The following is a 21877-nucleotide window of genomic DNA, read 5'->3' as shown; positions in this document are numbered from 1 at the left end:
GGCGCCAGCGCGTTGCCGCGCCGTGCCCCCCACGGCGTTCACACTGATGCGCCGATTGCGCGTCAGCCAATACCGCATTGCCGTTGCTGCAATGCCATTCGAAACGGTCGTGGATTGTCGTCATCCCTGGGAGGGGACCATGAACAAGCTGCATTCGAACACCCGCCACACCCCGCTGGCCGCCGCACTCGCGGCTGCACTCACCCTGCTTGCCGGCAGCGCAGGCGCACAGGACGCCGGCAACACCGCCGGGGTCACCGACCTGGACAAGGTCATGGTCAAGGGCGTGCGCGGCGCGCAGGCCGAGGCCATCGAAAACAAGCGCACCGCCGCGCAGATCATCGACTCGATCTCTGCCGAAGACATCGGCAAATTGCCCGACGTCACCATCACCGATTCGCTGCAACGCGTGCCCGGCGTGCAGATCCGGCGTTCGGCCGGCGAGGGCTCGCAGCTCAATATCCGCGGCATGCCGCAGGTGCAGACCACCATGAACGGCGAGTTGTACCTGAGCGCCGGTGGCGGCGACCAATACGGCCAGCCGAACATCGGCCGCGCGCAGCCGGATTTCGTCGATATCCCGCCGACGCTGTTCAGCGGCGTGGATGTGATTAAGTCGCCGACCGCCGCCGATCTGGATGGCGGCATCAGCGGTACCGTCTCGCTGAAGACGCGGCGCCCGTTCGACCTGCCGGAAGGCTGGACCTTCAGCGGCCAGGCCGAAGGCTCCTATGGCGACCGCGTGCAGGAACTCAACGAGCTGTATTCGGGGCTGGCCAGCTTCCGCACCGAGCGCTGGGGCGCGTTGCTGGCCGTGTCGTACTCCGATGCCACGCTGGAGAACAAGCACCCCAGCGTGTATTCCAACGGTGCGCAGAAATCCACCGAGCAGAACGTGGGTTTCGATTTCAACGGCGACGGGCGCATCGGCAGCAACACCGACCCCAGCAATCTGCCGCGCGATTATTTCTACAACTGGGTCGCCACCGAACTGGACAACCGCAGCACCGATCGCCAGCGCACCGGCATCAACGGCTCGTTCCAGTTCAACATCAACGATTCCTGGACGCTGTTGGCCGATGCGGCCTACACCAAGCTCGAAGACCAGGACACCTCGGTCGCCGCGCAGCTGCACACCGGCTGGGCCACCAACCAGTTGCAGCCCGGGTCGGTGGTCGATTCCAACGGCGTGCTGGAATACGGCCAGTTCCGCTACAACCGCTTCCAGGCCCACTCGATGGCCGGCGTTGCAGACTCGGACGCGCTCAACACCAATCTGGAGCTGCGCTTCGATGATGGCGGCCCCTTCCGTGCCTCGTTCCGCTGGGTGCATGGCGATGCACAGCGCACCTACGACGAAGCGCGTGCCGATGCAGTGGTGACACGTGGCGACCAGATCACGCGCGCCGGCGGCGTCACGCAGTGGGCGAACGCCAACGGCTTGCCGACAGTGGATGCCTCGGTGGATTTCCGCGGCACCTATCCGGCGGTCAACCTCGGTACCGACGTCTCCAACCCGGACAACTGGCAGCTGATGTCGACCTGGGCGCAGGGCAACAAGATCGAAGCGACGATGGACGCGTTCCGCGCCGATGGCACCTTCGAGTTCGACGAGGGCGTGGTGCGCGGCTTCCAGTTCGGCATCCGCTACGGCGAGCGCGAGGTCAAGCTGGACACCTATCGCTATCTGTCGCCAGTATCGACCAGCTGCGCCGACCCGAACCGCTCGCTGTATTACTTCAAGGATCCGCTGATCGTGGACACCTGCAGCGGCGTGTCCGAAGCGCGCCTGCTGCCGTTCAATTCGATTCCCGGTTATTGGGCGTATTTCAACGACTTCGATCCGCTCAAGGTCACCGGCCTGGGCAGCCAGGGCCTGCCGGCGATCAATCCGCAGGTCATGAAAGATCCGGTGGGCTATCTCAATAGCCTGTATCCGGGCAACGTGGCCTACCAGCAGGCCGCCGACTCCTACAAGGTCACCGAAAAGAGCACCGCGGCGTACTTTCTGGCCAATCTGGAAGGCGGTACCGGCAGCGCAGTCCCGTGGACGGCCAACATCGGCGCGCGCATCGTGCAGACCAAGCTGGCCATCGACCAGTACCTGAGCAGCGGCAACGTGTTCATCGGCAATGTCGAATGGAACGGCGTCAGCCCGGCGATCGGTACCAATCGCCTGAACCGCCAGTACACCGACGTGCTGCCCACCGCCAACCTGTCGCTGGACATCACCGACGCGCAGAAGCTGCGCTTTGCCTACAACAAGGCGGTGGCGCGCCAGGACCTGCCCGATCTCGGGCGCGGGCTGGTGAGCTTCTATGCGGTCAACGGCACGCCACCGCGCAACCCCGCGTTGCCCTCGGATGCGGTGCTGTTCCTCAATGGCCGCTCCGGCAATCCGGATCTCGATCCGTATCGTGCCACCAACTACAACGCCTCGTGGGAGTGGTATTTCTCCGATGCCTCGTTGGTCAGCGTGGGTGCGTTCCTGATCGATGTGAAGTCGTTCCCCACCACGGTGACCAATATCGAACTGTTGCCCGATGCCGACGGCGTGGCGCGGCTGGGTGGCCCGGTGGAGCGCATCGTCAATGGCGGCGGCGGCAAGATCAAGGGCTTTGAAGTGGGGTATCAGCAAGCCTTCGACTTCCTGCCCGGCTGGTTGAGCGGTTTCGGTACCAACATCAACTACACCTTCTCCGACGCCGATACCGACAACACCGATATCGAAGGCAACACCTTGCCGATCGGCGACAACTCCAAGCACCAGGCCAACGCGGTGCTGTGGTACCAGAAGGACAAGCTGCAGGCGCGCGTGGCCTACAACTGGCGCAGCAAGCGCTTCAGCCAGGTCAACAGCGCTGCCTGGGGCGACGAGCTGGCGATCTGGAACGACGACGTGGGCTATCTCGATGCGTCCTTCAGCTACGACGTCAACGATCACCTGACCCTGTACGCCCAGGCGACCAATCTGACCGGCGAAAGCGAGCGGCGCTACGCGCAGTGGACCAATCACTACTACGACCAGAACATCTTCGAGCGTCGCTATTACGCGGGCTTGCGTCTGCGCTTCTGATCCGGCTGTACCGTCGTGCGACACGGCGTACCCCTGCTGTGTCGCGCATGGTCCGCTGTTGTCGCTCTGCAAGCGGTCATTGCGCTTTCTTCCCGTCGCCGTCGATTGCGGCGCTGCAGTACGCCTGACGGCAACGTCGGGCACCCTCCCATTCGGCCGCATCGTCGGGAAGCGATGTGGCCGTTTTTTTGAGCGTGATGCCGAAGGCGTTACGCGATGCCGATCGATGCGGCGCTTACCGCGCCGGCGGCCCCGCCGTCGAGCCGCGCTTGACCACGGTGTACTTCATCACCTGATGTACGCCCTGTGCGGGATCGCCCTTGCGTCGCTGGCGGATCGCATCGGCCAGCAGCGATACCGCGGCGCGGCCCATCGCGGTGACCGGTTGATGCACGGTGGTGAGCTCGGGCCAGATGGTGGTGGCGACCGGGGTGTCGTCGAAGCCGGCGACCGATACGTCCTCGGGCACGCGCAGGCCCAGGCCGTGTGCGACCGCAACGGCGGCTGCCGCCATATCGTCGTTGCTGCAGAACAGGGCAGTGGGCGGTAGCGCCTGTGCGAGCAGGCTGCGCGCGGCGAGCAGGCCGGAGTGGTAGGTAAACAGACCGTCTGCCATCAACTCTGCGGCCACGGGCAGGCCGGCAGCCTGCAGGCTGTCGAGATAGCCGTTGGCACGTAATGCACTGGGCGTGTGCTTGGGGTCGCCCTTGATCAAGGCGATGCGGCGATGGCCCAGTTCGATCAGGTGATCGACGATGGCGCGCGCGGCCTGGTAATCGTCGATGCGCACCGAGCTGATCTGCGCCATCGGTGCGCCGCTCGCCACCGCCACGACCGGGATGCCGCGTGCGTCGAGTTCGGCGATGGTCTGGCGTGAATCGCATAGCGGGGGCGGCAGGATCACGCCGTCCACGCCGGCCGCCAGCAACCGCTCGGTGGCGGCACGCTGGCTGCGGATGGCGCCGCATTTTTCCACCAGCACCTGGCTGCCATTGAGGCTGCTCTGTTCGAGCAGGCCGAGCATGAATTGGTTGAGATAGGCCGCGCTGGGATTGCTGTAGAGCACGCCGATGCGCAACAGGCCGCTGGTGCGCAACGAACGGCCGGCCAGGTTGGGGCGATACCCCAATGCCTGGACCGAGGCCTCCACGCGCACGCGCATCTCCTCGCCGACATGCGGGTGGCGGTTGATGACGCGCGAAGCCGTCATCGGCGAGACGCCGGCGTGCCTGGCCACATCCAGCAGGGTTGCCGCGTTGTTCGCACTGCGTTGGCGCTTGGCCGCCATTGTGTGTGCTCGTCCTGGAGTGGAAGCGAAAGGCGGGTGGCGTGCTTGAGGCCTGCAGCGACCAGGACGTGCCTGGCCGCTGGCGATCGTCGCTGCGATGTCGGTATCGGCACAGACAACGCGCAGCGTGCGCGTGCCCTGTGCCGCGCGCACTCAACCGAGGAGTGCCCGCGACGTCTGCAAATGCAGTTATTCGCTCGGCGGCTGCACGCTTTTTGCGCGGCTGCCGAAATCGCCATCGGCTTCGGCCGCCAGGTACGCAAACACCGTGTAGGCCGCGACGTTTTGCGCAAGCGCCTTAGGGTCGATCTTGTCCAGCGTGTCGTCGGCGGTGTGGTGCAGATCGAAGTAGTCGGTGCCGTCCTGCGCCAGCCATGCCCAGGCGCCACCCTTGGCGGAAATCGGCCCGACATCCGGGCCGGGGCCGCCCTTGCTCGGCTCATACGCGATGCCCAACGGCGCAAGCGCCTCGGCAATCTGTTTGGTCGCTGCGCGCGACTGGTCCGGTGCCGCCGAGCCGATGTTGAACGCATAGATGCGCCCGGCACCAAAGTCGCTCTCCGCGCCGATCTGATGCAGCGCCATGTCCCTGGCATCCTTGCCGTGCGCGGCCGCATACGCCTTGCCGCCGTACAGGCCTTGCTCCTCGTTGGCGAAGGCCACCACGCGGATGCTGCGCTTGGGCGCCTGCTTGAGTTGGCCGATCAGGTGGCCCGCGGCCATGGTGATCGCCACGCCGGCGCCATCGTCGATCGCGCCGGTGCCCAGATCCCACGAATCCAGATGCCCACCGATCACCACCACTTCCTTGGGCTTGCTGCGGCCGGTGATTTCGCCGATCACGTTGTAGGAGGTCGCGGTGCCGTCCCAGCCGCAATCCAGCGCCAGCCGCACACGCGTGCTGCCCAGCGCGGTCAGACGTGCGAGCTGGTTGGCATCGGGCACCGACAACGCCGCCGCCGGCACCGGCGTCAGGCCTTCGTCGAAACGGGTGATGCCGGTATGCGGCACGCGGTGCGAGTCGGTGCCGGCCGAGCGCATCACGAAGCCGATCGCGCCCTTGCGGATCGCTTCCGACGGCCCCTTGCTGCGCACCGCGCCGCCATTGCCGTAATCCTTGCCGTCGCGTGCCTTGGTCATCTGGTAATCGACGAATGCGATCTTGCCGGCGAGCGAGCCGGCCGCTGCGGCCTGCAGTGCGGCCAGGTTTTCGAAGCGCACCACCTCGCCTTCGACGGTGCCGCCCGGGCTGCCACCCAGTGCGGTGATGGTCAGCGGCTGCGCATGCGCGCCGAGCACGGCCGCGCGCTCGCTGCGACGCTCCCATTTCGGAAAGGTCACCGGCTCGGTCCACACCTTGTCGAAGCCCAGCGACGTGAACTTGGCCTTGGCCCAGGCCACCGCGCGCGGATCGGTCTCGCCACCGGCAATGCGCGGGCCCACTTCGGTGGTCAACGATTCCACCACCGCAAAGCCGGTGGTGTCGGCCAGGGCCTGCTCGCGCAGCTGCGCGGCGGTACGTAGCGCACCATCGGCGATGGTGGTCTGTGCGGCGAGCGCCGGTGTGCAGGCGAGTAGGGCGGAGATGGCAACAGCGAGGCGACGCATGCAGGGCGGCTCCAACGACAAGGGGGACCCCGAGCTTATCAGCGCAAGGCTCCCCGTCTGCGTGCGAAAGGTCATCCTCCTGCGCGAAGTTACGCAGCGGATGTGTCCGCTTACGGCATGCCCGGTGTCTTCAGCGTGTCGTTCTTCAACGAGTCGCGGATCTCGCGCAGCAACAGCACTTCTTCGCTCGGGCCCTTGGGGGCGTCCGGCTTGCGGTGGGTCAGGCGGTTGATCAGCTTGACCACCATGAAGATCGCAAAGGCGATGATCACGAACTGCACGACGGTGTTGATGAAATCGCCGTAGCCGATCGCCACCGCCGGAATTTCCTTGCCGGTGGCATCGACGCCGGCTGGCTTGAGCACCCACGCCAGGCGCGAGAAATCCACATTGCCGATCGCCCAGCCGATCGGCGGCATGATGATCTTTTCCACCAGCGCAGTGACGATCTTGCCGAACGCTGCACCGATGACGACACCGACTGCCAGGTCGATGACATTGCCACGCATCGCGAATTGCTTGAATTCGCTGACCATTCCCATAGCGCACTCCAGATGCGGTCGCGGACCAACTGCCGCATCGCGATCGTAGCGGGCCGCGTGTCAGCCCGCGATGATGCCGTGGCGCTCTGCAACGTTTTCCAGGCGTGCGCTGAACTGATCGCCCGGCAGCAGCGGGCCGACGCCGGCCGGCGTACCCATGAAGATCAGGTCGCCCGCGCGCAACGCATAGAGTTTGGAGAGCTCATGCAAAATCTCCGGCACGTTCCAGATCATCTGATCCAGCAACGACTGCTGACGCACCTGGCCGTTGACTTCCAGCGACAGGTTCAAGGCCTCCAGCGCACCCACTTCGCCGGCATGCACCAGCTCGCTGATCGGCGCGGAGTGATCGAAGCCCTTGGCGATGTCCCACGGCAGGCCCTTGGCCTTGGCGGCCGCCTGCAGGTCGCGTCGGGTCAGGTCCAGGCCCACGCCATAGCCGTAGATCAGCGCCTCTGCCTGCTCCAACGGCAACTCGCCGGCCGGCGCATCGCTGCCCAGTGCCACCACCAGTTCCACTTCGTGGTGCAGTTCCTTGGTGCAGGGTGGATACGGAATGTGGTCGCCATGGCCGACCACGATCGCATCGGCCGGCTTCATGAAAAAGGTCGGCTGGCCACGCTCGGCCTTGGAGGCAGGCGCAGCGGCGCCCATCTCGCGCGCGTGGTCGGCAAAGTTGCGGCCGACGCAGTAGATGCGGTGCACCGGAAAGTTGCCGCCACCCACCACCGGAATGCGCGGAACATCGGCGGCGGGAATCACATCGTGGGTCATGCACGCATCCTTGGGGAACGGGGCATGTGAGTCTAGCCGTTTGCCCGTGCATGACGTAACCGTCGCGCTGCAGCGTGCAGTGCGGCGCAATGTCTGGCTGGCAGGTCTGCGATCACGGCTTGCATCGGCGCACGCAAACTCGCGCAGACCGGTCAATACCTGCGCGACTGATTCGGGATTGGATGTTCACCGCGCCGGAGGCGGTGGACTGGAGCCTCAGTGCGACAACGGCAGCGCAGGCTTGCGCACCACGCGGTATTCGGCCTCGACCACGCGGGTGTGCTGCGGCGTGCGACGGTTCGATTTGCTCAGCAGCTTCCAGGCGATGCCGCCCAGGATCATCGCCGTGCCCACGAAAACGCTGACGAAAATCAGTACCGCAAGGATGACCAGACCAGCCAGGCCGGCGGCCACGCGCACCAGCGGGTGACGCGGCTTGCGCGGGGCAAACAGGTGGTGGAGGTTGCCGAGTTGGAAGATGCGTGCAGGCATGGCGGTGGGCTGCCGGGCAGGAAACGGGCAGGCAGTATCGTTGCGGTTTCATGTCATTGAGTGAAAACTTCGTTAAATACTCGGGCGTTTTGTTAAACCCATCACGTTCGTTGTGGTGAAGGAATCGCCGGTGGACCGAACAGACGCATTCCCCGTGGTGGTGGTAGACGCGCGAGTGGCTGTTTTCCCATGGCGCCGGAGCGATGCAGGCGCATGCCACAATCGCAGTCCGTTCTCCAGCCGCAGGCCGCATGTCTTCGTCATCGTCCACCACGCTTGCCGAACTGGCGCAGATCCCCGACGCTGGATTGCTGGAAGTCGAAGCGGTCTGGGACGGCGGCCCGGAGTCCTTGCTGCTCTATCGCGACGGCGCCCAGGTGCGCGCCTGGTTGAACGTCTGCCCGCACGCCGGCCGCCGGCTGGACTGGGCGCCGGGCCAGTTCCTCAAGACCAAGGACGGCCATCTGGTGTGCGCAGCGCATGGCGCAGCGTTCGAGCTCACCGGCGGCGAATGCATCAGCGGCCCGTGCCGCGGTCAGTCGCTGCTGGCGGTGCCGGTGCGCATCGAGGGTGAGCAGGTGGTGCTTGGGTGACTGCTGAAGGTGGTGCGGCTCAGCGCGCTGCCCACCAGAACATCAGGTTGATCATCGACACCATCACCACGATGTAGATCAGCGACAGCGGTGCGCCCACGCGCCACAGCTCGCGCGGTTGATAGTTGGCCGGGCCGGCCACCATCGAGATCACCGGGTTGGAGGCCGTCATCAGATTGTTGGACGCCGACAGCGCCACGATCAGCGCGAATGCGGTGGGGTTGCCGTTGGCTGCCAGCGCCAGGTTGACCGCAATCGGCACCATCACGATGGTGGCGCCGACATGGCTGATCACCAGCGAAAACGCGGTGGTCAGCAGCGCCAGGCTGATTTCCAGCGCCCATACCGGAATGCCTTCGGGAAGGCGGTCGATGGTGTGGCCGGCCACCCAGGCCGCAGTGCCGCTGCTGTCCATCGCCCAGCCGAGTGGAATCAGGCCGGCCATCATGAAGATGGTCTTCCAGTTGATCGAGGCGTAGGCCTCGTCCATGCGCAGCACGCCGCTGACCAGCATGCAGGCCACGCCGGTCATCAGGGTCAACGCCACCGGCAAGCGCGAGGTCAGCGCGATCAGGATGGTGAAGGCAAAGATCGCCATGGCGATCTTGAACTTGTGCGGGCGCTGCTCGCCCTTGGGAAAGTCGGTCACCGGCACGAAATCGCGGCTTTCCGCCGCCTGCGCCAGGTCCTGCCAGATGCTGTGGAACACCAGCATGTCGCCGCCACGCAGCGGCACGTTGCGCACGTCCTCGCGGATCACCTGCTTGTCGCGGTTGATCGCCAGCAGGCTGATGCCGCTCTGCTTGCGCAGGCGCAACTCGGCCGCGGTCTTGCCGATCAACCGCGAGTTGGGCGGAATCAATGCTTCGGAAATGCCGGCCAGGCTGGGATTGAACAGGTCGCCCAGGTTGCGCAGGCGCGAGGACATGCGCAGGAACTGGTTCTGCGCAAAGTCGGTCACTTCCTGGCGCGGCCCCATCGCACCGAGCACGCTGCCGACCCAGATGCGCATGTCGGCCGGCGGCGCCAGGCGGGTGTCGTTGCCGGTCTTCAGGGCCAGCAGCAACGGCGCGTCGTGCAGCGCCTCGGCCTCGCCCAGGGTCATGCCGACCAGCGGGCTCTCGGCGCTGACGGTGAGCTCGAACACGTCGCCGTCGATGCCGTAGGTCTTGGCGAAATAGCTCTCGGTGCGCGAGGGCGTGACGCCTTCGTTGATCAGGCGTTCTTCTTCGATCAGCTTGCGGTCGCCGTAGAAGCGGAAGTACAGCAATGCCGCGATCAGCAAGGCCACGCCGATCGGCAGCGGCGCGAACATCGTCAACGGCTCGATGCTGGCCATGCCCGAGGGCAGGTTGTTGTTGGCGGAGACCAAGAGATCGTTGAGCAGGATCAGCGGCGAATTGCCCACCATGGTCAGCGCGCCGCCCATCACGATGGCCGCGGCGATCGGCAGCAGCATGCGCTGCAGGGTCAGCCCGGTGCGCGTGGCCAGCCGCGAGGCGACCGGCAGGTACAAGGCCATCACCGACGGGTTCTGCATGAAGGACGAGTTCAAGCCGGAGATGGCCAGCGTCATCATCATCAGGCGCTGCTCGCTGCCGTGCGAGCGCCGCAGCAACCAGGTCGCCAGCCGATTCAACGCACCGGTGCGCTCCAGCCCCGCACCGAGAATGGTGGTGGCGATGATGCTCATCACCGCGTTACCGGAAAAACCACCGAACAGTTCTTCCGGCGCCACCAGCCCGGTGACGCCCAGCACCACCAGCACGATCAAGGCCACCACGTCGGCGCGGATGCGCTCGAACAAAAACATCGCCATCGTGAAACCGACCAGCCCGAGGACGAGCTTCATATCGTTGGTCAGTGTCAGCGCGGTGTCCATCGGGTGCCGGGAATGGGGAGTCGGGAATGGAGAATGGTGAAAGCGGGATAGGCCGATGCAAGGCGACGCTATCCGGATGCCGCAGGCAGTTGCCCTTGCGATTCCCGATTCCCGATTCCCGATTCCCGGTCGTACAGCAGATCCCACACGCCGTGGCCGAGCTTCTGGCCGCGGGTTTCGAAGTGGGTCTGCGGGCGCCAGGCGTGGCGTTCGACGTGGCCGCGCGGGCCGGCGCGATTGACCAGGCCCGGGGTGGCATCGAGCACGTCCCACATCTGTTCGGCGTAATCGGCCCAGTCGGTGGCCGCATGCAGGCGGCCGCCATCGCGCAGCTTGCGCACCACCAGCTGCGCGAACGCCGGCTGGATCAGGCGGCGCTTGTTGTGGCGCTTCTTGTGCCACGGATCGGGAAAATAGATGCGCACCTCGTCGAGCGCGCCATCGGCGATCTCGTGTTCGAGCACTTCCACTGCGTCGTGGTGATACAGGCGCACATGCGTGCTGCCATCCTCGTCCAGCGCATTGAGCAGGCGACCGACGCCGGGCGCATGCACCTCGATGCCGATGTAGTCGCGGCTGGGGTCCTGCTGCGCGGCAAAGCGCAATGCCGCGCCATTGCCGAAGCCGATCTCCAGCACCTTGGGTGCGGGACGGCCGAAGGCCGCATCGAGATCGCGCGGCGCACCGCTGTAGTCCAGGCCGAAGCGCGGCCACAGCTCGTCGAACGCGCGCTGCTGCGCCGGGGTGAAGCGGCCCTGGCGCAGCACGAAGCTGCGCACCTGCCGGCGGCCCTCTTCGATGGTGAAGGGCTTGGGCGGCATCTTGGCGCCGTCGCTGGTGAAAGGATCAGTCATGAATTAAGTCATCGGCAAAACGAAAGCCCCTCTCCCACCGGGAGAGGGGTTGGGGTGAGGGTACGGCGTGAGGGGGCGCTCGCAGCAACGCGCGATCTGGCAGCGGTCATATCCAGCACGCCGCAATGCCAATCATTGCGCCTCGGCCGCAATGTCAACGCAGCCCACCTACTCATCCAATCACGCCATCCACCGGACTCGACGCCGAGGCATAGCGCTTGCGCGGAATCCGCCCGGCCAGGAAGGCTTCGCGGCCGGCCTCGATCGCCTTGCGCATCGCGCTCGCCATCAGGATCGGATCGCGCGCACCGGCGATGGCGGTGTTCATCAGCACGCCGTCGCAGCCCAGCTCCATCGCGATCGCCGCATCCGATGCCGTGCCCACGCCGGCATCGACAATGATCGGCACCTTGGCGTTTTCGATGATTTCCAGCAGGTTGTACTTGTTCTGGATGCCCAGCCCGGAGCCGATCGGCGCGGCCAGCGGCATCACCGCCACGCAGCCGATCTCTTCCAGGCGCTTGGCCAGGATCGGATCGTCGGAGGTATAGACCATCACCTCGAAACCATCGGCGACCAGTTGTTCGGCCGCCTTGAGCGTCTGCACCACGTCCGGATACAGCGTGCGCTCGTCGCCGAGCACCTCCAGCTTGGTCAGGTTGTGGCCGTCCAGCAGCTCGCGCGCCAGCCTGCAGGTGCGTACTGCGTCTTCGGCGGTGTAGCAGCCGGCGGTGTTGGGCAGCAGCGTGTAGCGATCCGGCGGCAGCACATCGAGCAGGCTGGGCGCGTTGGGGTCCTGGCCGATGTTCACCCGGCGGATCGCCACGGTGACGATCTGCGCGGCGGCCGCTTCGGTGGCCAGGCGGGTTTCGTCCAGGTCCTTGAACTTGCCGGTGCCGGTCAGCAGGCGCGAACGGTAGGACTTGCCGGCGATGATCAGCGCATCAGAGGGGGCGGTATTGGTCATCGGGCAATTATCACCGATCGCGCGCAGCTGCGCCGGCCTGCGTGCCGCATCAACCGCCGCCCAGCGCGTGCACGATCTCCACCACATCGCCGGCACGCAGCCGGTGCGTGGCATGCCGCCCGCGCGACACGATTTCGCCATTGATCTCCACCGCCACGCGCCGTTGTGCAAGACCTTCCTGCTCCAGCAGGGTGGCCAGCAGCAGGTCGTCGGGAACGTCGCGCGGGGTGCCGTTGAGTTGAATGTTCATGTCATCATTGTGGCATCGCGTGCCGCCAGGGCGCGCGTTTTTGCGTTATGCGGCAATGCAGCGTGAGCGCGGGCGGCGAGGGTGAAACCATGTGCCATTCGCCGGCGTACGTCAGCAGGTCCGGTCCAGTTCCACACTACCTTGAGCAGGCACTCCCATGGCTTCAACCCTTCGCCCGATCCGTTCCCTGATGGCCGTGGCCATTGCCATTGCGGCCACCCCGGCCATGGCCGCGTCTGCGTTCGACCAGACCGTGTTCTTCGGTGACAGCCTCACCGACAGCGGCTACTACAACCCCTTGCTGCCGGCCGCCTCGCGCGCGGTCACCGGCAAGTTCACCACCAACCCGGGCTGGGTCTGGGCCGAATACGTCGCCGACCACTACGGCAGCAATGCCGCGCCCAACGGCAATGGCCAGACCGGCGACAACTACGCCGCCGGCGGCGCCCGCATCCAGGCCGGTTCGACCAGCGTGCTCGGTGCAGCGCCCTCGGTGACCAGCCAGATCAACACCTACCTGAGCGCCAACGGCGGCCAGGCCAACCCGAATGCGCTCTACACCGTATGGGGCGGCGCCAACGATCTGCTCGCCGCTGCAGCCGCGCCGGCCCAGGCGCAGGCCATCATCGGCAACGCGGTCACCGCGCAGGTCGGTGCGGTCGGCGCCTTGCAGGCTGCCGGCGCGCGCTATGTGATGGTCCCGACCATTCCGGACGTGGGCATCACCCCGCGCTTCCGCGCCGGCGGTGCCGCCGCGATGGCGCAGGGCACTGCGGCGGCAACCGCCTACAACACCGCATTGTTCAATGGCCTGCGGTCGGCCGGCCTGCGCGTGATCCCGGTCGACACCTTCCACATCCTGCAGGAAGTGGTTGCCGATCCGGGCACCTACGGCTTCAGCAACGTCACCAGCACCGCCTGCAACCCCGCCGTGCCGCTGCCGGCCTGCAACCCGACCAGCCTGGTCGCCGCCAACGCGCCCAACACCTATGTGTTCGCCGATGGCATCCACCCGACCACCGCCACCCACCAGATCCTGGGCGAGTACGCCATCTCGCTGCTGGAAGCCCCGCGTCTGCAGCAGGTGCTCACGCATTCGGCGCAGGCGATCGGCCGCGCGCGCGCCGACCAGGTGGCCTGGCATCTGGACGGCAAGCCGGACGCCGACGGCCTGCGTTGGTGGGGCAGCGTGCGTGGCGACATGCAGCGTTACGACCACGCCGATCTGTACGACGGCATGGCCCCGGCCGGCCTGTTCGGTGTGGACTGGACTGCGGGCGATCTGGTGTTCGGCGGCTTTGCCGGCTTCGGCAGCATGGACGCCGACTTCGGCAACCGTAACGGCAGCTTCAAGCAGGACGACACCACGCTGGGCGGCTTCTTCGGCTGGTACACCGGCCCGGTGTGGGTCAACGCGCAGGTCAGCTACAGCTGGCTGAGCTACGACGTCGACCGCGAAGTGCAGCTCGGGCCGGCCACCCGCGTGCACAGCGGCTCGCCGGACGGCAGCAACCTCACCGCCGCAGTCAACGCCGGCTATTCGCTGGGCGAAGGCAACGTCAAGTACGGCCCGGTGGTCGGCCTGACCTGGCAGAAGCTCAAGCTCGACGGCTACACCGAGAGCAACGAAAGCTCCACCGCATTGGGCTACGCCGATCAGGACATCGACTCGATGGTCGGCCGCATCGGCTTCCAGGTGCGCCTGGACGGTGCAATGGTCAAGCCGTACCTGCAGGCGACCTACGACCACGAGTTCAAGGACGGCACCGAAGCCAGCGCCTGGCTGCAGTCGATGCCGGACGTGGGCATGTACACCGTCCCGGGCCAGAACTTCGATCGCAACTACGCCACCGTCGTGCTGGGCGCCCGCACCGGCCTGTGGGGCCTGCAGAGCAATATCGGCCTGAGCACCACCACCGCCCAGCGCAGCGCCCGCGACGCGACGCTGTTCGTGAATTTCAGCGGCAACTTCTGATCCAAAGCACCATACGCGTTGCAAACGAGGGCCGGGCAACCGGCCCTCGTCACATCGACGCATTGCGCCCGGGCCCCGCACTCGCCTAAACTCTCACAACGCCGCGCGGGCGTAGCTCAATGGTAGAGCTGTAGCTTCCCAAGCTACTGACGTGGGTTCGATTCCCATCGCCCGCTCCACTTCGACTTTCCACTGACGTCCACCCAGCGCCAAGGAACGTTGTAAGTGACTGATCTGGTTCTGAATTACCCCTCTTCTTCAGTCCAGTGACGTCCAGCGAAATCCACTGACTACCGGTACAAATCGGTACGTTTTGCGGTACAAAATGCGGTGAACACCCGTTCCGCATTGTTGCTGGAAGAGCAGGCCACCTGAGAACAAACATCGCATCCAACTCGCAGCATCAGGAGTTGGTACGCATGCTCACAGATATGGTCGTCCGGCAAGCAAAGGCTTCCGACAAGCCCTACACCCTCGCAGACTTCGACGGTTTGTTCCTTACGTCTCCCCTGTTGGCGGCAAAGCCTGGCACTTCCGCTACACCTGGGTTGGACAACGTGCCCGAATTTCGCTTGGCAGCTATCCCGAACTCTCTCTGCGCGACGCGCGCGAATTTCGTGACCAGGCCCGTGCCCTCGTCGCCAAGGGCATCAACCCGCGCACCGACCGAAAGCAAAAACGCCAGGCCATCCGGTTGGCTGGCGAAAACACCTTCATGGCGGTCTACGAAAAGTGGATGGAACACCGGCAACTGACCCTGGAAGAAGGTCGTCAAAGTTCGCTGGAACAGATCCGCCGCGTGTTCAAAAAAGATGTATTCCCTTACCTCAAACGCTACACCATCTACGAGATCACCCGTCCGGTGCTACTGGAGGTGATCGGCCGGATCGAGAAACGCGAGTCACTGTCCGTCGCCGAAAAGGTGCGCACCTGGCTCAAGCAACTCGCCGACTACGCCATGGTGGTCATTCCGGGCATGGTCGAGCACCCCGCCATCGATCTACACGTGGTCGCTGTTCCGTTGCCGCCCGTTGAGCACAACCCATTCCTGCGTATGCCCGAGCTCCCCCTGTTTCTGCAGACACTTCGCAAGTACCGCGGCATGCAGATGACCCAATTGGCCATTCGCCTGTTGCTGCTGACGGGTGTACGCACAGGCGAACTACGTTTGGCCACGCCGGACCAATTCGATCTGGAACAAGGTTTATGGATCATCCCGGTGATGTCGCTCAAGCAGCGCAAGATGCTGACCAAGAAGAAGCGAAAACGCGTAACTGACATCCCGCCCTACATCGTGCCGCTGCCCGTGCAAGCCATCGAGATCGTGCGGCACATGCTCGACCTGTTCAAACCAGCGCAGACCTACCTTTTCCCAGGCGTGAAGCGAATCACTGCCCGCATGAGCGAAAACACGGTCAACCGTGCGATCAAGCGGCTGGGCTATGACGGTCGTCTCACCGGTCACGGCATCAGGGCGACGATTTCAACCGCCCTCAATGAGCTGGGTTACCCCAAGGTCTGGGTCGACGCGCAACTCTCACATGCTGACCCCAATCGCATCAGCGCCACCTACAACCATGCCGAGTACGTTGAACAGCGTCGGCTAATGATGCAGGACTGGGCTGATCGGCTGGATCTGTTCGAGCAAAATCAGGTTCAGATTGCCAGCACGCACCTCACCATCCACCTTCAGGGCGTTCCCACAATTGCCGGTCAGAAAGTCACGCCGCTGCCGGCGTTGGGCCAACACGCTCCCATCATGCTGGTAGCACCCAATGAGCAAACGATGCCAGCTGTCGGCACCGGGACTCAGCGGCTCTCTGCAGTGCAAATGCCTGAATACGCTCTACCGAAGATCTCTGAGGTCCAGCGAGAGCGATTGGAGGTACTGGACATTTTTGAAGGGCCCGACAACCTGGTCGTCGCGGACTATGCCAAGCTCGCGGGCAAATCGCGGCGGTGGATTACTTACGAGATCCAGGCCCGCAACCTACTTTCAATTCAGTTGGGCAACAAGGGGCAGCGGGTTCCGGTGTGGCAACTCAACATGTTCAAGCGCCGCTTGGTGCAGGCGGTACTCAAGCGTCTGCACCGTGGCGTTGATACATGGGATATCTACTACGCCTTGACGCGACCTCGCGAGGAACTTGATGGCAAGTCGCCTATTGAGGCGCTCACTTCGGACAATCAGCAAGCGATGGTTGAGGCGGTTTGCCGGGCCGTATCTGAAGCAACGACGCCAGTCGTTGAGAAGCGAGTCCCCATAAACAGGATTGCCGAATGCATGTCTGAATTTTGAGGCGCGGATGAACGCCGAGCAAGGCGAATGGGGCTTCAAAAGTCATGTCTAAGTGCGAGGCCCCAAGTGTTCCTCTAATGGGTAGTCAAACCGACAAGCCTTACTGTTCCACTTACACTGGTGTTCCGTCACTCTCGCAGCATCGTCGAAGTGTGACGCGTTCGACGCTTATCAGGAGAGCCACATGAAACCTTGGCTGAAAGTTTTCACTATCATTAGTCTGGCAATCTCCTCATTAGGAGGATGCAACGCGTTCCTAGCCACCGGGAAGATCCCAACAGCTTCCTATCACTTGATAATTCCTCACGACCTGCCGAACCAACGCCTGTTTGACTGCGCCGAACTCAGCATCAGCCAACTCTCTGCAACCGATAGTTCTTGGAGAGAGGTCACGCATAAGGACATCAGCAATGGAGTGCTTGAATCCGGAACCTTTGACGATAAGAACCGCACCGGTTTCCGCATGCGTATCGAACGTGCGCAAGGGGCGAACCAGGCGGATATAACGCTGAGAGGTGGCGGTCCCTACTTTATTGACCTAGGGGTGGCACAGGCGATGAACAACCTCAAGGGCTTGCTAGACTCGTGCGTCTCTAGCAAGTAGCAATAGCAAAGCATTAATGGATTGAACAGAGCATGCCCAAGTATACGATTGAAGCAAGATCACTCAATGTTGTGGGTGTAGCTGGACACGATTTCTGGGTTTTGCGCGATGAGCAGGGTAAAGCTCTAGCTGAGCTACACGGCCTGGCCACTGATCGACAAACCGGCGAAGCACTTACAATAGGTACTGACGAGGCTAGGCATTCCCTTCGTGCTTGGAACCTTGCGCTCGATGGTGCCTATGCAGCCTCAGTTGGCACCGACGTGAGTCGAAGTACCTTTATTGAGGATAACCAGCAATCACGCACAGTCGCCATCGGCGATAAGGATGAGATCCTTGCGCGTTGGAACACTGCAGTTAAAGCGATGCCAGAACTCAATGCACTGAATCTGAACTATCCCAAGTATGGCTTCAAGGTCTTTGGTGACACCGTTAATAGCAATTCCGCCTTCCGAACCTTAGGCGAATTGATGAGTTTACCGGTAGAGGGTTTTCCTGGCAGGATCGAGCCGGGCCTTGGCAATCGTATGCTGCCGCAGGAACGTATAGAGGAACTGCGCTACCGCGAGCAACCAGCCCAGAACCGGGAGCTAGAGCTTACCCCGGCCAACGATCCGATACGCCAGGGTCATCCGGATCACGCTTTGATGCAGCAGATACGCGAGAAGATCGAAGGACTAAAAAATTCCGGTCACGTGCAAGCTGCAGACAGCGCCCGCATTAGCGCCAGCGTGTATGCGCTCGCCAAGCAAAACAACTTCAGTAGCGTTGACGAAATCGCACTGAGCAAGCAGACCAATGCCGCAGCGCCCGGCGAAAAAATCTTCATTCTGCAGGGCGCTTCAGACAACCCTGCAACCCTGCGCGCTTACATGCCGACTCAGGAGGCGATACAGACGCCAGTTGAGCAATCTTTCGAAAAGGTGCGGAAACTGCAAAGCAGTGAGTCGGTAACGGAGCGCGCGCAGCAGCAGCAGCCTCCGCACCAGATTCCGGAGCAAGAAGCTCGGCAGCGGCCGACTGTGCCCTCTCTGTAGCCTCTTTTTTGCCGATAGCAGCGATGCACGACAACGCCATAAACGATCTATCAAAATCCCGCTCCAGTTTTCACCTGAAACGCTTGTTTTCCGTGGACATCGCTACCCGTGACGCTCGCTCGACAAACCTCTCAACTGCAGGTGAGAGAGCATTAGCCGATCGAAAAAGATAGGTGTAAACCCAACGAGGAGTGCCGAGGATCTGGCGCATGACGATACCTCGGTTACGGGCACTTACTATGTAGCTCTGCGGCGCAATACCGATGCCATAGCCAGCCGCAACGAGTACCGTTAGCAGATCGAAGGATGTGACTGCAATACGGCATAGATGAGCGCTTCGATCATCCGTTTCTGCCTCCGTATCAAGCCCTTCAACACAAGGATCCGGATGCCAACAAATCAATGGGTAACTGAGTGTTACCTGTAATGAAATAGCACGCTTTTCCAGCAGTGGGGAACGAGCGGGCAAAGCGATGGCTAATTGGTCGCGCCACAGTGGCAGTACGGCTAGGGCATCGGTGTCCACGGGCCAACCGATGCCTAGGGAAGCTCTGAACAACTCCTCGATAGACTTCTGATCGACGCCTGAGGTTGGAGCCATCACGCGTAAGTGATTGATTTTCAGCAACGGAGATTGTCGTGATCAAGCGAAATCCCAAGTTCGCTCGCAACGCCAAGAGTTGTTCAGAGGTTCCCTAGATCGTAGGCTCCTCCAAGAATGCTAGTCGTGAGTACGTCCTGGGTGACCTCTTGCAATATCACAGATGTTTCAGGCTCTTCTGTTCGCTGAAGCGCAAGGAGATCAGCCAACTCTGGGGACAGCACTGCTGGAGCGGCGGCAACTCTGATCAATCGCGAGCAACAATTCTGGTTCATGGTCTGCCCCTCCGGACTATGTAAGGGAAAAGTCACCAAACATCATGCAAAGAGTTAAGTTTAACGTGGTTTAGTTAAGCTTAATGCGTGACGCTTTTGCCGATGCAGAAGCGCACAATGAAACCAGGACGCCCAGTGGGCGCCACCACCTATGAAGCTGAGCCGGCGATTGCGTTCGGGAAGGCTGTACGTGCCGCACGAATTGCGCGCGACATATCTCAAGAAGAGCTGGCAACCCTCGCCGGCATTGAGCGCTCTCACATGGGAAAGATCGAGCGGGGGCAACACATGCCTACATTGGCGCTGATTTTGCGGGTATCCATTGCATTGAACGACAGTGCAGCCAACCTGATGACTGCTACTGAAAGCATTCTGTACGCTGACTCAGAAGGGTGAGGTGTTCGATTTGATTGCAGCGATTATCTAATTTCTATCTTTCAAACGTGTTGTGAAGCGATCCACAGAGATTGAAGGCGCAGCACTGGCAGCTTTCAGCATGTACGTCGTAATCACCGCTGATTGATTTGCCAATGGACGGATGACGATATCAGAATGCTTGCACGGTTCCAGCTTCGCGCCAGATGCGAGGCCAATCCCGTAACCAGCCGCAACAAGAGCTAGCATAACGTCGAGCGAAGCTGCGCGCTCGATGACGTTCGGTTTCTCATCCAAGCCTCGCAACAGCTTTGTAAAGGCCTTATCGTAGCCCTCATAGGCTTGGTGGTTCCACATGATCAATGGGGCGCGGAGAAGTTCTTCGATAGGCACTTCTTTGAAAGCGAGTAGCGGATGACGGGCTGGTATCACTGCAACCATTCGTGCATGCCAAATGGGTTCAGCAACAATGCCATCGCCAACCTCTTCTGTGTGTGTGAACCCAATGGTGAAGTCTCCCGACCTTAGTCCATGGAGGAGATCAGAGAGCGTGACTTCTGTGAGGCGAATTTCAACATCAGGCTCCTCCTCGCGACAACGTGCAAGAAGATCAGATAATCTGGAATCGATCGCTCCGTCAGATACTGCAATCCGCATACTTACCCGGAAGCCCGCGGAAACCGCCTTCACATTTTCTCGGGCTTGATCCAAAGTGATAAATAAACGGCGTACGTCCAGAAGAAATGCTTTGCCGGCATCGGTCAGCCGCGTTCCTCTTCGATCACGGTTGAACAGTAAAGCGCCCAGGTCGTCTTCCAGTTCCTTGATAGTCCTGGATAAAGGAGATTGTTCGATATGGAGGCGTTCAGCTGCTCTTGTGAAGTGCAGTTCCTCGGCCAAAACCACAAAGCAGCGCAGATGTCGCAGCTCCATCCGCAAGACTCCTTAACAGTCACAATCATCTGTGCCAACAGCAGAGGGCAAGGTTGGTTCGGTTGCTAGCTCGTATAATCGCGTAGGTTAGCGACGAATTTCCTGACGCAATTCATGATATGTCGACGAGATGCGCATCAACTCAAGATAGGATATCTAGTATAAATACCATTGAGATGCTGGCGCTGAGCAATCAAACAAGTCGACATGCAAACTGCACATATCTCAATTTCTTCTAAACCCGCTCACTTCGGAACCCGAACTGCTTGATTAACATAGAGTGCTTGACTCATGCTGCCCATAGCACATCCGTACTATTGAATCCAGCAAATCAGGTGGCTAAGCTCTCGAAGATCCCGAGTTAAAAAAAGTCACTGTGACACATGCAATGAGTCAGCCTTAATTACGCATTATTAAAGCAACTATTTCTGTTCATTGTATTGCCTAAGTTATTCTGCTCTGTGGTTTTACAGTTAAATCGTGTTGTTTCGCGTGACGAATAACCAGCTCCAGCAGAGCAATCACCTGATCGGGGCGTTCCCGTCGACCGGTCGCATAGAAGGCGATCAGATAAAAGCAACACGCTAGGATCAAGGGCGCCCACAGCATGAAACTACTGTCTTGCTTGGCTAGGATAGTGACAGAGATTGCGGCAGCTGCAAAAGCTGGGAAGATGCCGATTTTTCGAATATCACCGACCAGGAGCGAGACTCGTCCGTCAACAGTACTCCAGCGATGCTTATATTGTAGCAATCCATACTCAAGGGTTATCTTGTCAAATTCAGCTAGCCTTCCGAGAAACTGAGCGTCGTCCAAAAGATCGCTTTCCAACCGTCTTAATAAAAGTGCAGAGCTTTTTCTCCGGTGTTGCCGAAAGAACTGATAGAACCCAATGCTGAGGGTGACAAAGTAAAGCAGTGCAATAAAAAGCAGGGCCCAATTGGTAACCTGCATTGCCCTGATCATCTTCACGACTGGCGCATCTGGGCCATAGCGATACCACGCTGCAAAACATAGAATCACAAGAATCGTGATCAAGAAACTGATCATCAGCCAGTTTTCGATTTTCTTCAGCCATTCGGATGACAAAGAGGAAAATTTTTTGTCCTCGGCAAGAGTCATTTCTTCAAGTAACTCATACAGTGCAGCAAGTTCTTCGTTCCGTGGCGCCATGGTTACACCGTAAAAATTGAGCAATAGTGCATAATTCAATCAGTTGGGGAATTGCATTCCACTTGACTACACGTTTGCATTGCCACTGACCAGTCATTTACATTCGACGTGACCACGCGTTGCACGAGACTTGACCAGCGCACTGCATGCCCTCGACCGGCTGGAGTCGACCCGAGGCAGGCCTTCCTTAACAGGCTGCTGAAATACCTCTCAGCTCGTAGACTACTTGAGTCGGAACATCCCCCACTACCATGCGTGGCGTAGACGTCTTCAGCGAGC

Annotated in this window: 19 protein-coding genes, 1 tRNA gene and 1 pseudogene; 9 read left to right on the top strand and 12 right to left on the bottom strand. The window is 61.6% G+C overall.

The genetic code is table 11. The features are described from left to right. Positions 1–139 precede the first annotated feature (139 nt). Positions 140–3076: a TonB-dependent receptor gene (locus XarbCFBP7408_RS14725; RefSeq protein ID WP_104563594.1), complete on the top strand. Its 2937-nt coding sequence runs from the start codon at positions 140–142 to the stop codon at positions 3074–3076. 235 nt (positions 3077–3311) lie between these two features. Here XarbCFBP7408_RS14725 and XarbCFBP7408_RS14720 read toward each other — a convergent pair whose 3' ends face one another. The 5 genes from XarbCFBP7408_RS14720 to XarbCFBP7408_RS14700 form a co-directional block, all read right to left on the bottom strand. After that, positions 3312–4364: a LacI family DNA-binding transcriptional regulator gene (locus XarbCFBP7408_RS14720; RefSeq protein ID WP_104563593.1), complete on the bottom strand. Its 1053-nt coding sequence runs from the start codon at positions 4362–4364 to the stop codon at positions 3312–3314. Positions 4365–4553: 189 nt separating this feature from the next. Next, the gene (locus XarbCFBP7408_RS14715) at positions 4554–5972 is read right to left on the bottom strand and encodes a M28 family peptidase (RefSeq protein ID WP_104563592.1); all 1419 of its coding nucleotides are present in this window, start codon (positions 5970–5972) and stop codon (positions 4554–4556) included. A 110-nt stretch (positions 5973–6082) separates the two neighbouring features. Next, the gene (mscL, locus tag XarbCFBP7408_RS14710) at positions 6083–6514 is read right to left on the bottom strand and encodes a large-conductance mechanosensitive channel protein MscL (RefSeq protein WP_104563591.1); all 432 of its coding nucleotides are present in this window, start codon (positions 6512–6514) and stop codon (positions 6083–6085) included. Positions 6515–6574: 60 nt separating this feature from the next. Beyond that, positions 6575–7288 (bottom strand): fumarylacetoacetate hydrolase family protein, encoded by a 714-nt coding sequence (locus XarbCFBP7408_RS14705; protein WP_104563590.1) that lies wholly within the window; start codon positions 7286–7288, stop codon positions 6575–6577. A 216-nt stretch (positions 7289–7504) separates the two neighbouring features. Continuing rightward, the gene (locus tag XarbCFBP7408_RS14700; RefSeq protein WP_104563589.1) at positions 7505–7780 is read right to left on the bottom strand and encodes a hypothetical protein; all 276 of its coding nucleotides are present in this window, start codon (positions 7778–7780) and stop codon (positions 7505–7507) included. A 251-nt stretch (positions 7781–8031) separates the two neighbouring features. Here XarbCFBP7408_RS14700 and XarbCFBP7408_RS14695 point away from each other — a divergent pair, with 251 nt between their 5' ends. Then, positions 8032–8373 carry a Rieske (2Fe-2S) protein gene (locus XarbCFBP7408_RS14695; protein ID WP_104563588.1) on the top strand — a complete coding sequence of 114 codons (342 nt, stop codon included), beginning with the start codon at positions 8032–8034 and terminating at the stop codon, positions 8371–8373. Positions 8374–8392: 19 nt separating this feature from the next. On the opposite strand, the gene XarbCFBP7408_RS14690 is transcribed toward XarbCFBP7408_RS14695, so the two are convergent. The 4 genes from XarbCFBP7408_RS14690 to thiS all read right to left on the bottom strand — a co-directional run bounded on the left by XarbCFBP7408_RS14690 (position 8393) and on the right by thiS (position 12326). Beyond that, complete coding sequence (locus XarbCFBP7408_RS14690) at positions 8393–10255, bottom strand: SLC13 family permease (RefSeq protein ID WP_024940321.1); 1863 nt, start codon at positions 10253–10255, stop codon at positions 8393–8395. Between the two features lie 68 nt (positions 10256–10323). After that, positions 10324–11109 carry a tRNA (guanosine(46)-N7)-methyltransferase TrmB gene (gene trmB / locus XarbCFBP7408_RS14685; protein WP_104563587.1) on the bottom strand — a complete coding sequence of 262 codons (786 nt, stop codon included), beginning with the start codon at positions 11107–11109 and terminating at the stop codon, positions 10324–10326. A 172-nt stretch (positions 11110–11281) separates the two neighbouring features. Continuing rightward, entirely contained in the window at positions 11282–12076 is a 795-nt protein-coding gene (locus tag XarbCFBP7408_RS14680; protein ID WP_104563586.1) for a thiazole synthase, read from the bottom strand. Between the two features lie 49 nt (positions 12077–12125). Continuing rightward, positions 12126–12326, bottom strand: a complete 201-nt coding sequence (gene thiS / locus XarbCFBP7408_RS14675; protein ID WP_024939391.1) for a sulfur carrier protein ThiS — start codon at positions 12324–12326, stop codon at positions 12126–12128. Positions 12327–12516: 190 nt separating this feature from the next. Between thiS and XarbCFBP7408_RS14670 the strand changes: the two genes are divergently transcribed. From XarbCFBP7408_RS14670 to XarbCFBP7408_RS14650, 6 genes and pseudogenes are all read left to right on the top strand, one after another. Further along, a complete protein-coding gene (locus XarbCFBP7408_RS14670; RefSeq protein WP_104563585.1) occupies positions 12517–14301 on the top strand; it encodes an autotransporter outer membrane beta-barrel domain-containing protein in 1785 nt (594 codons plus the stop codon). A 105-nt stretch (positions 14302–14406) separates the two neighbouring features. Then, positions 14407–14480 (top strand) — tRNA-Gly (locus XarbCFBP7408_RS14665). A gap of 209 nt (positions 14481–14689) precedes the next feature. Further along, positions 14690–14920, top strand: a pseudogene (locus XarbCFBP7408_RS23510) (Arm DNA-binding domain-containing protein); the annotation flags it as partial. A gap of 96 nt (positions 14921–15016) precedes the next feature. Beyond that, complete coding sequence (locus tag XarbCFBP7408_RS14660; protein WP_429001396.1) at positions 15017–16600, top strand: tyrosine-type recombinase/integrase; 1584 nt, start codon at positions 15017–15019, stop codon at positions 16598–16600. Positions 16601–16784: 184 nt separating this feature from the next. Then, on the top strand, positions 16785–17204 hold the full coding sequence (locus tag XarbCFBP7408_RS14655) for a hypothetical protein (protein ID WP_087910798.1): 420 nt from the start codon (positions 16785–16787) through the stop codon (positions 17202–17204). Positions 17205–17236: 32 nt separating this feature from the next. Continuing rightward, on the top strand, positions 17237–18241 hold the full coding sequence (locus XarbCFBP7408_RS14650; protein WP_104563584.1) for an XVIPCD domain-containing protein: 1005 nt from the start codon (positions 17237–17239) through the stop codon (positions 18239–18241). A 70-nt stretch (positions 18242–18311) separates the two neighbouring features. Here the strand turns inward: XarbCFBP7408_RS14650 and XarbCFBP7408_RS14645 are convergent, their stop codons facing one another. Further along, complete coding sequence (locus tag XarbCFBP7408_RS14645) at positions 18312–18869, bottom strand: LysR substrate-binding domain-containing protein (RefSeq protein ID WP_258072144.1); 558 nt, start codon at positions 18867–18869, stop codon at positions 18312–18314. A gap of 350 nt (positions 18870–19219) precedes the next feature. On the opposite strand from XarbCFBP7408_RS14645, the gene XarbCFBP7408_RS14635 reads away from it, so the two are divergent. Continuing rightward, the gene (locus XarbCFBP7408_RS14635) at positions 19220–19513 is read left to right on the top strand and encodes a helix-turn-helix domain-containing protein (RefSeq protein ID WP_039434960.1); all 294 of its coding nucleotides are present in this window, start codon (positions 19220–19222) and stop codon (positions 19511–19513) included. 27 nt (positions 19514–19540) lie between these two features. Here XarbCFBP7408_RS14635 and XarbCFBP7408_RS14630 read toward each other — a convergent pair whose 3' ends face one another. Further along, positions 19541–20425, bottom strand: coding sequence for a LysR family transcriptional regulator (locus XarbCFBP7408_RS14630; protein ID WP_104563583.1), 885 nt, complete (start codon positions 20423–20425; stop codon positions 19541–19543). Between the two features lie 444 nt (positions 20426–20869). Further along, positions 20870–21598, bottom strand: a complete 729-nt coding sequence (locus XarbCFBP7408_RS14625; protein ID WP_104563632.1) for a hypothetical protein — start codon at positions 21596–21598, stop codon at positions 20870–20872. Positions 21599–21877 lie beyond the last annotated feature (279 nt).

Origin of the sequence: Xanthomonas arboricola pv. guizotiae, assembly GCF_002940205.1 — a bacterium.
GTDB lineage: Bacteria > Pseudomonadota > Gammaproteobacteria > Xanthomonadales > Xanthomonadaceae > Xanthomonas > Xanthomonas arboricola_C.
The sequence above is the reverse complement of the archived record's forward strand: the minus strand, read 5'-3'. Positions and strand labels throughout refer to the sequence as shown.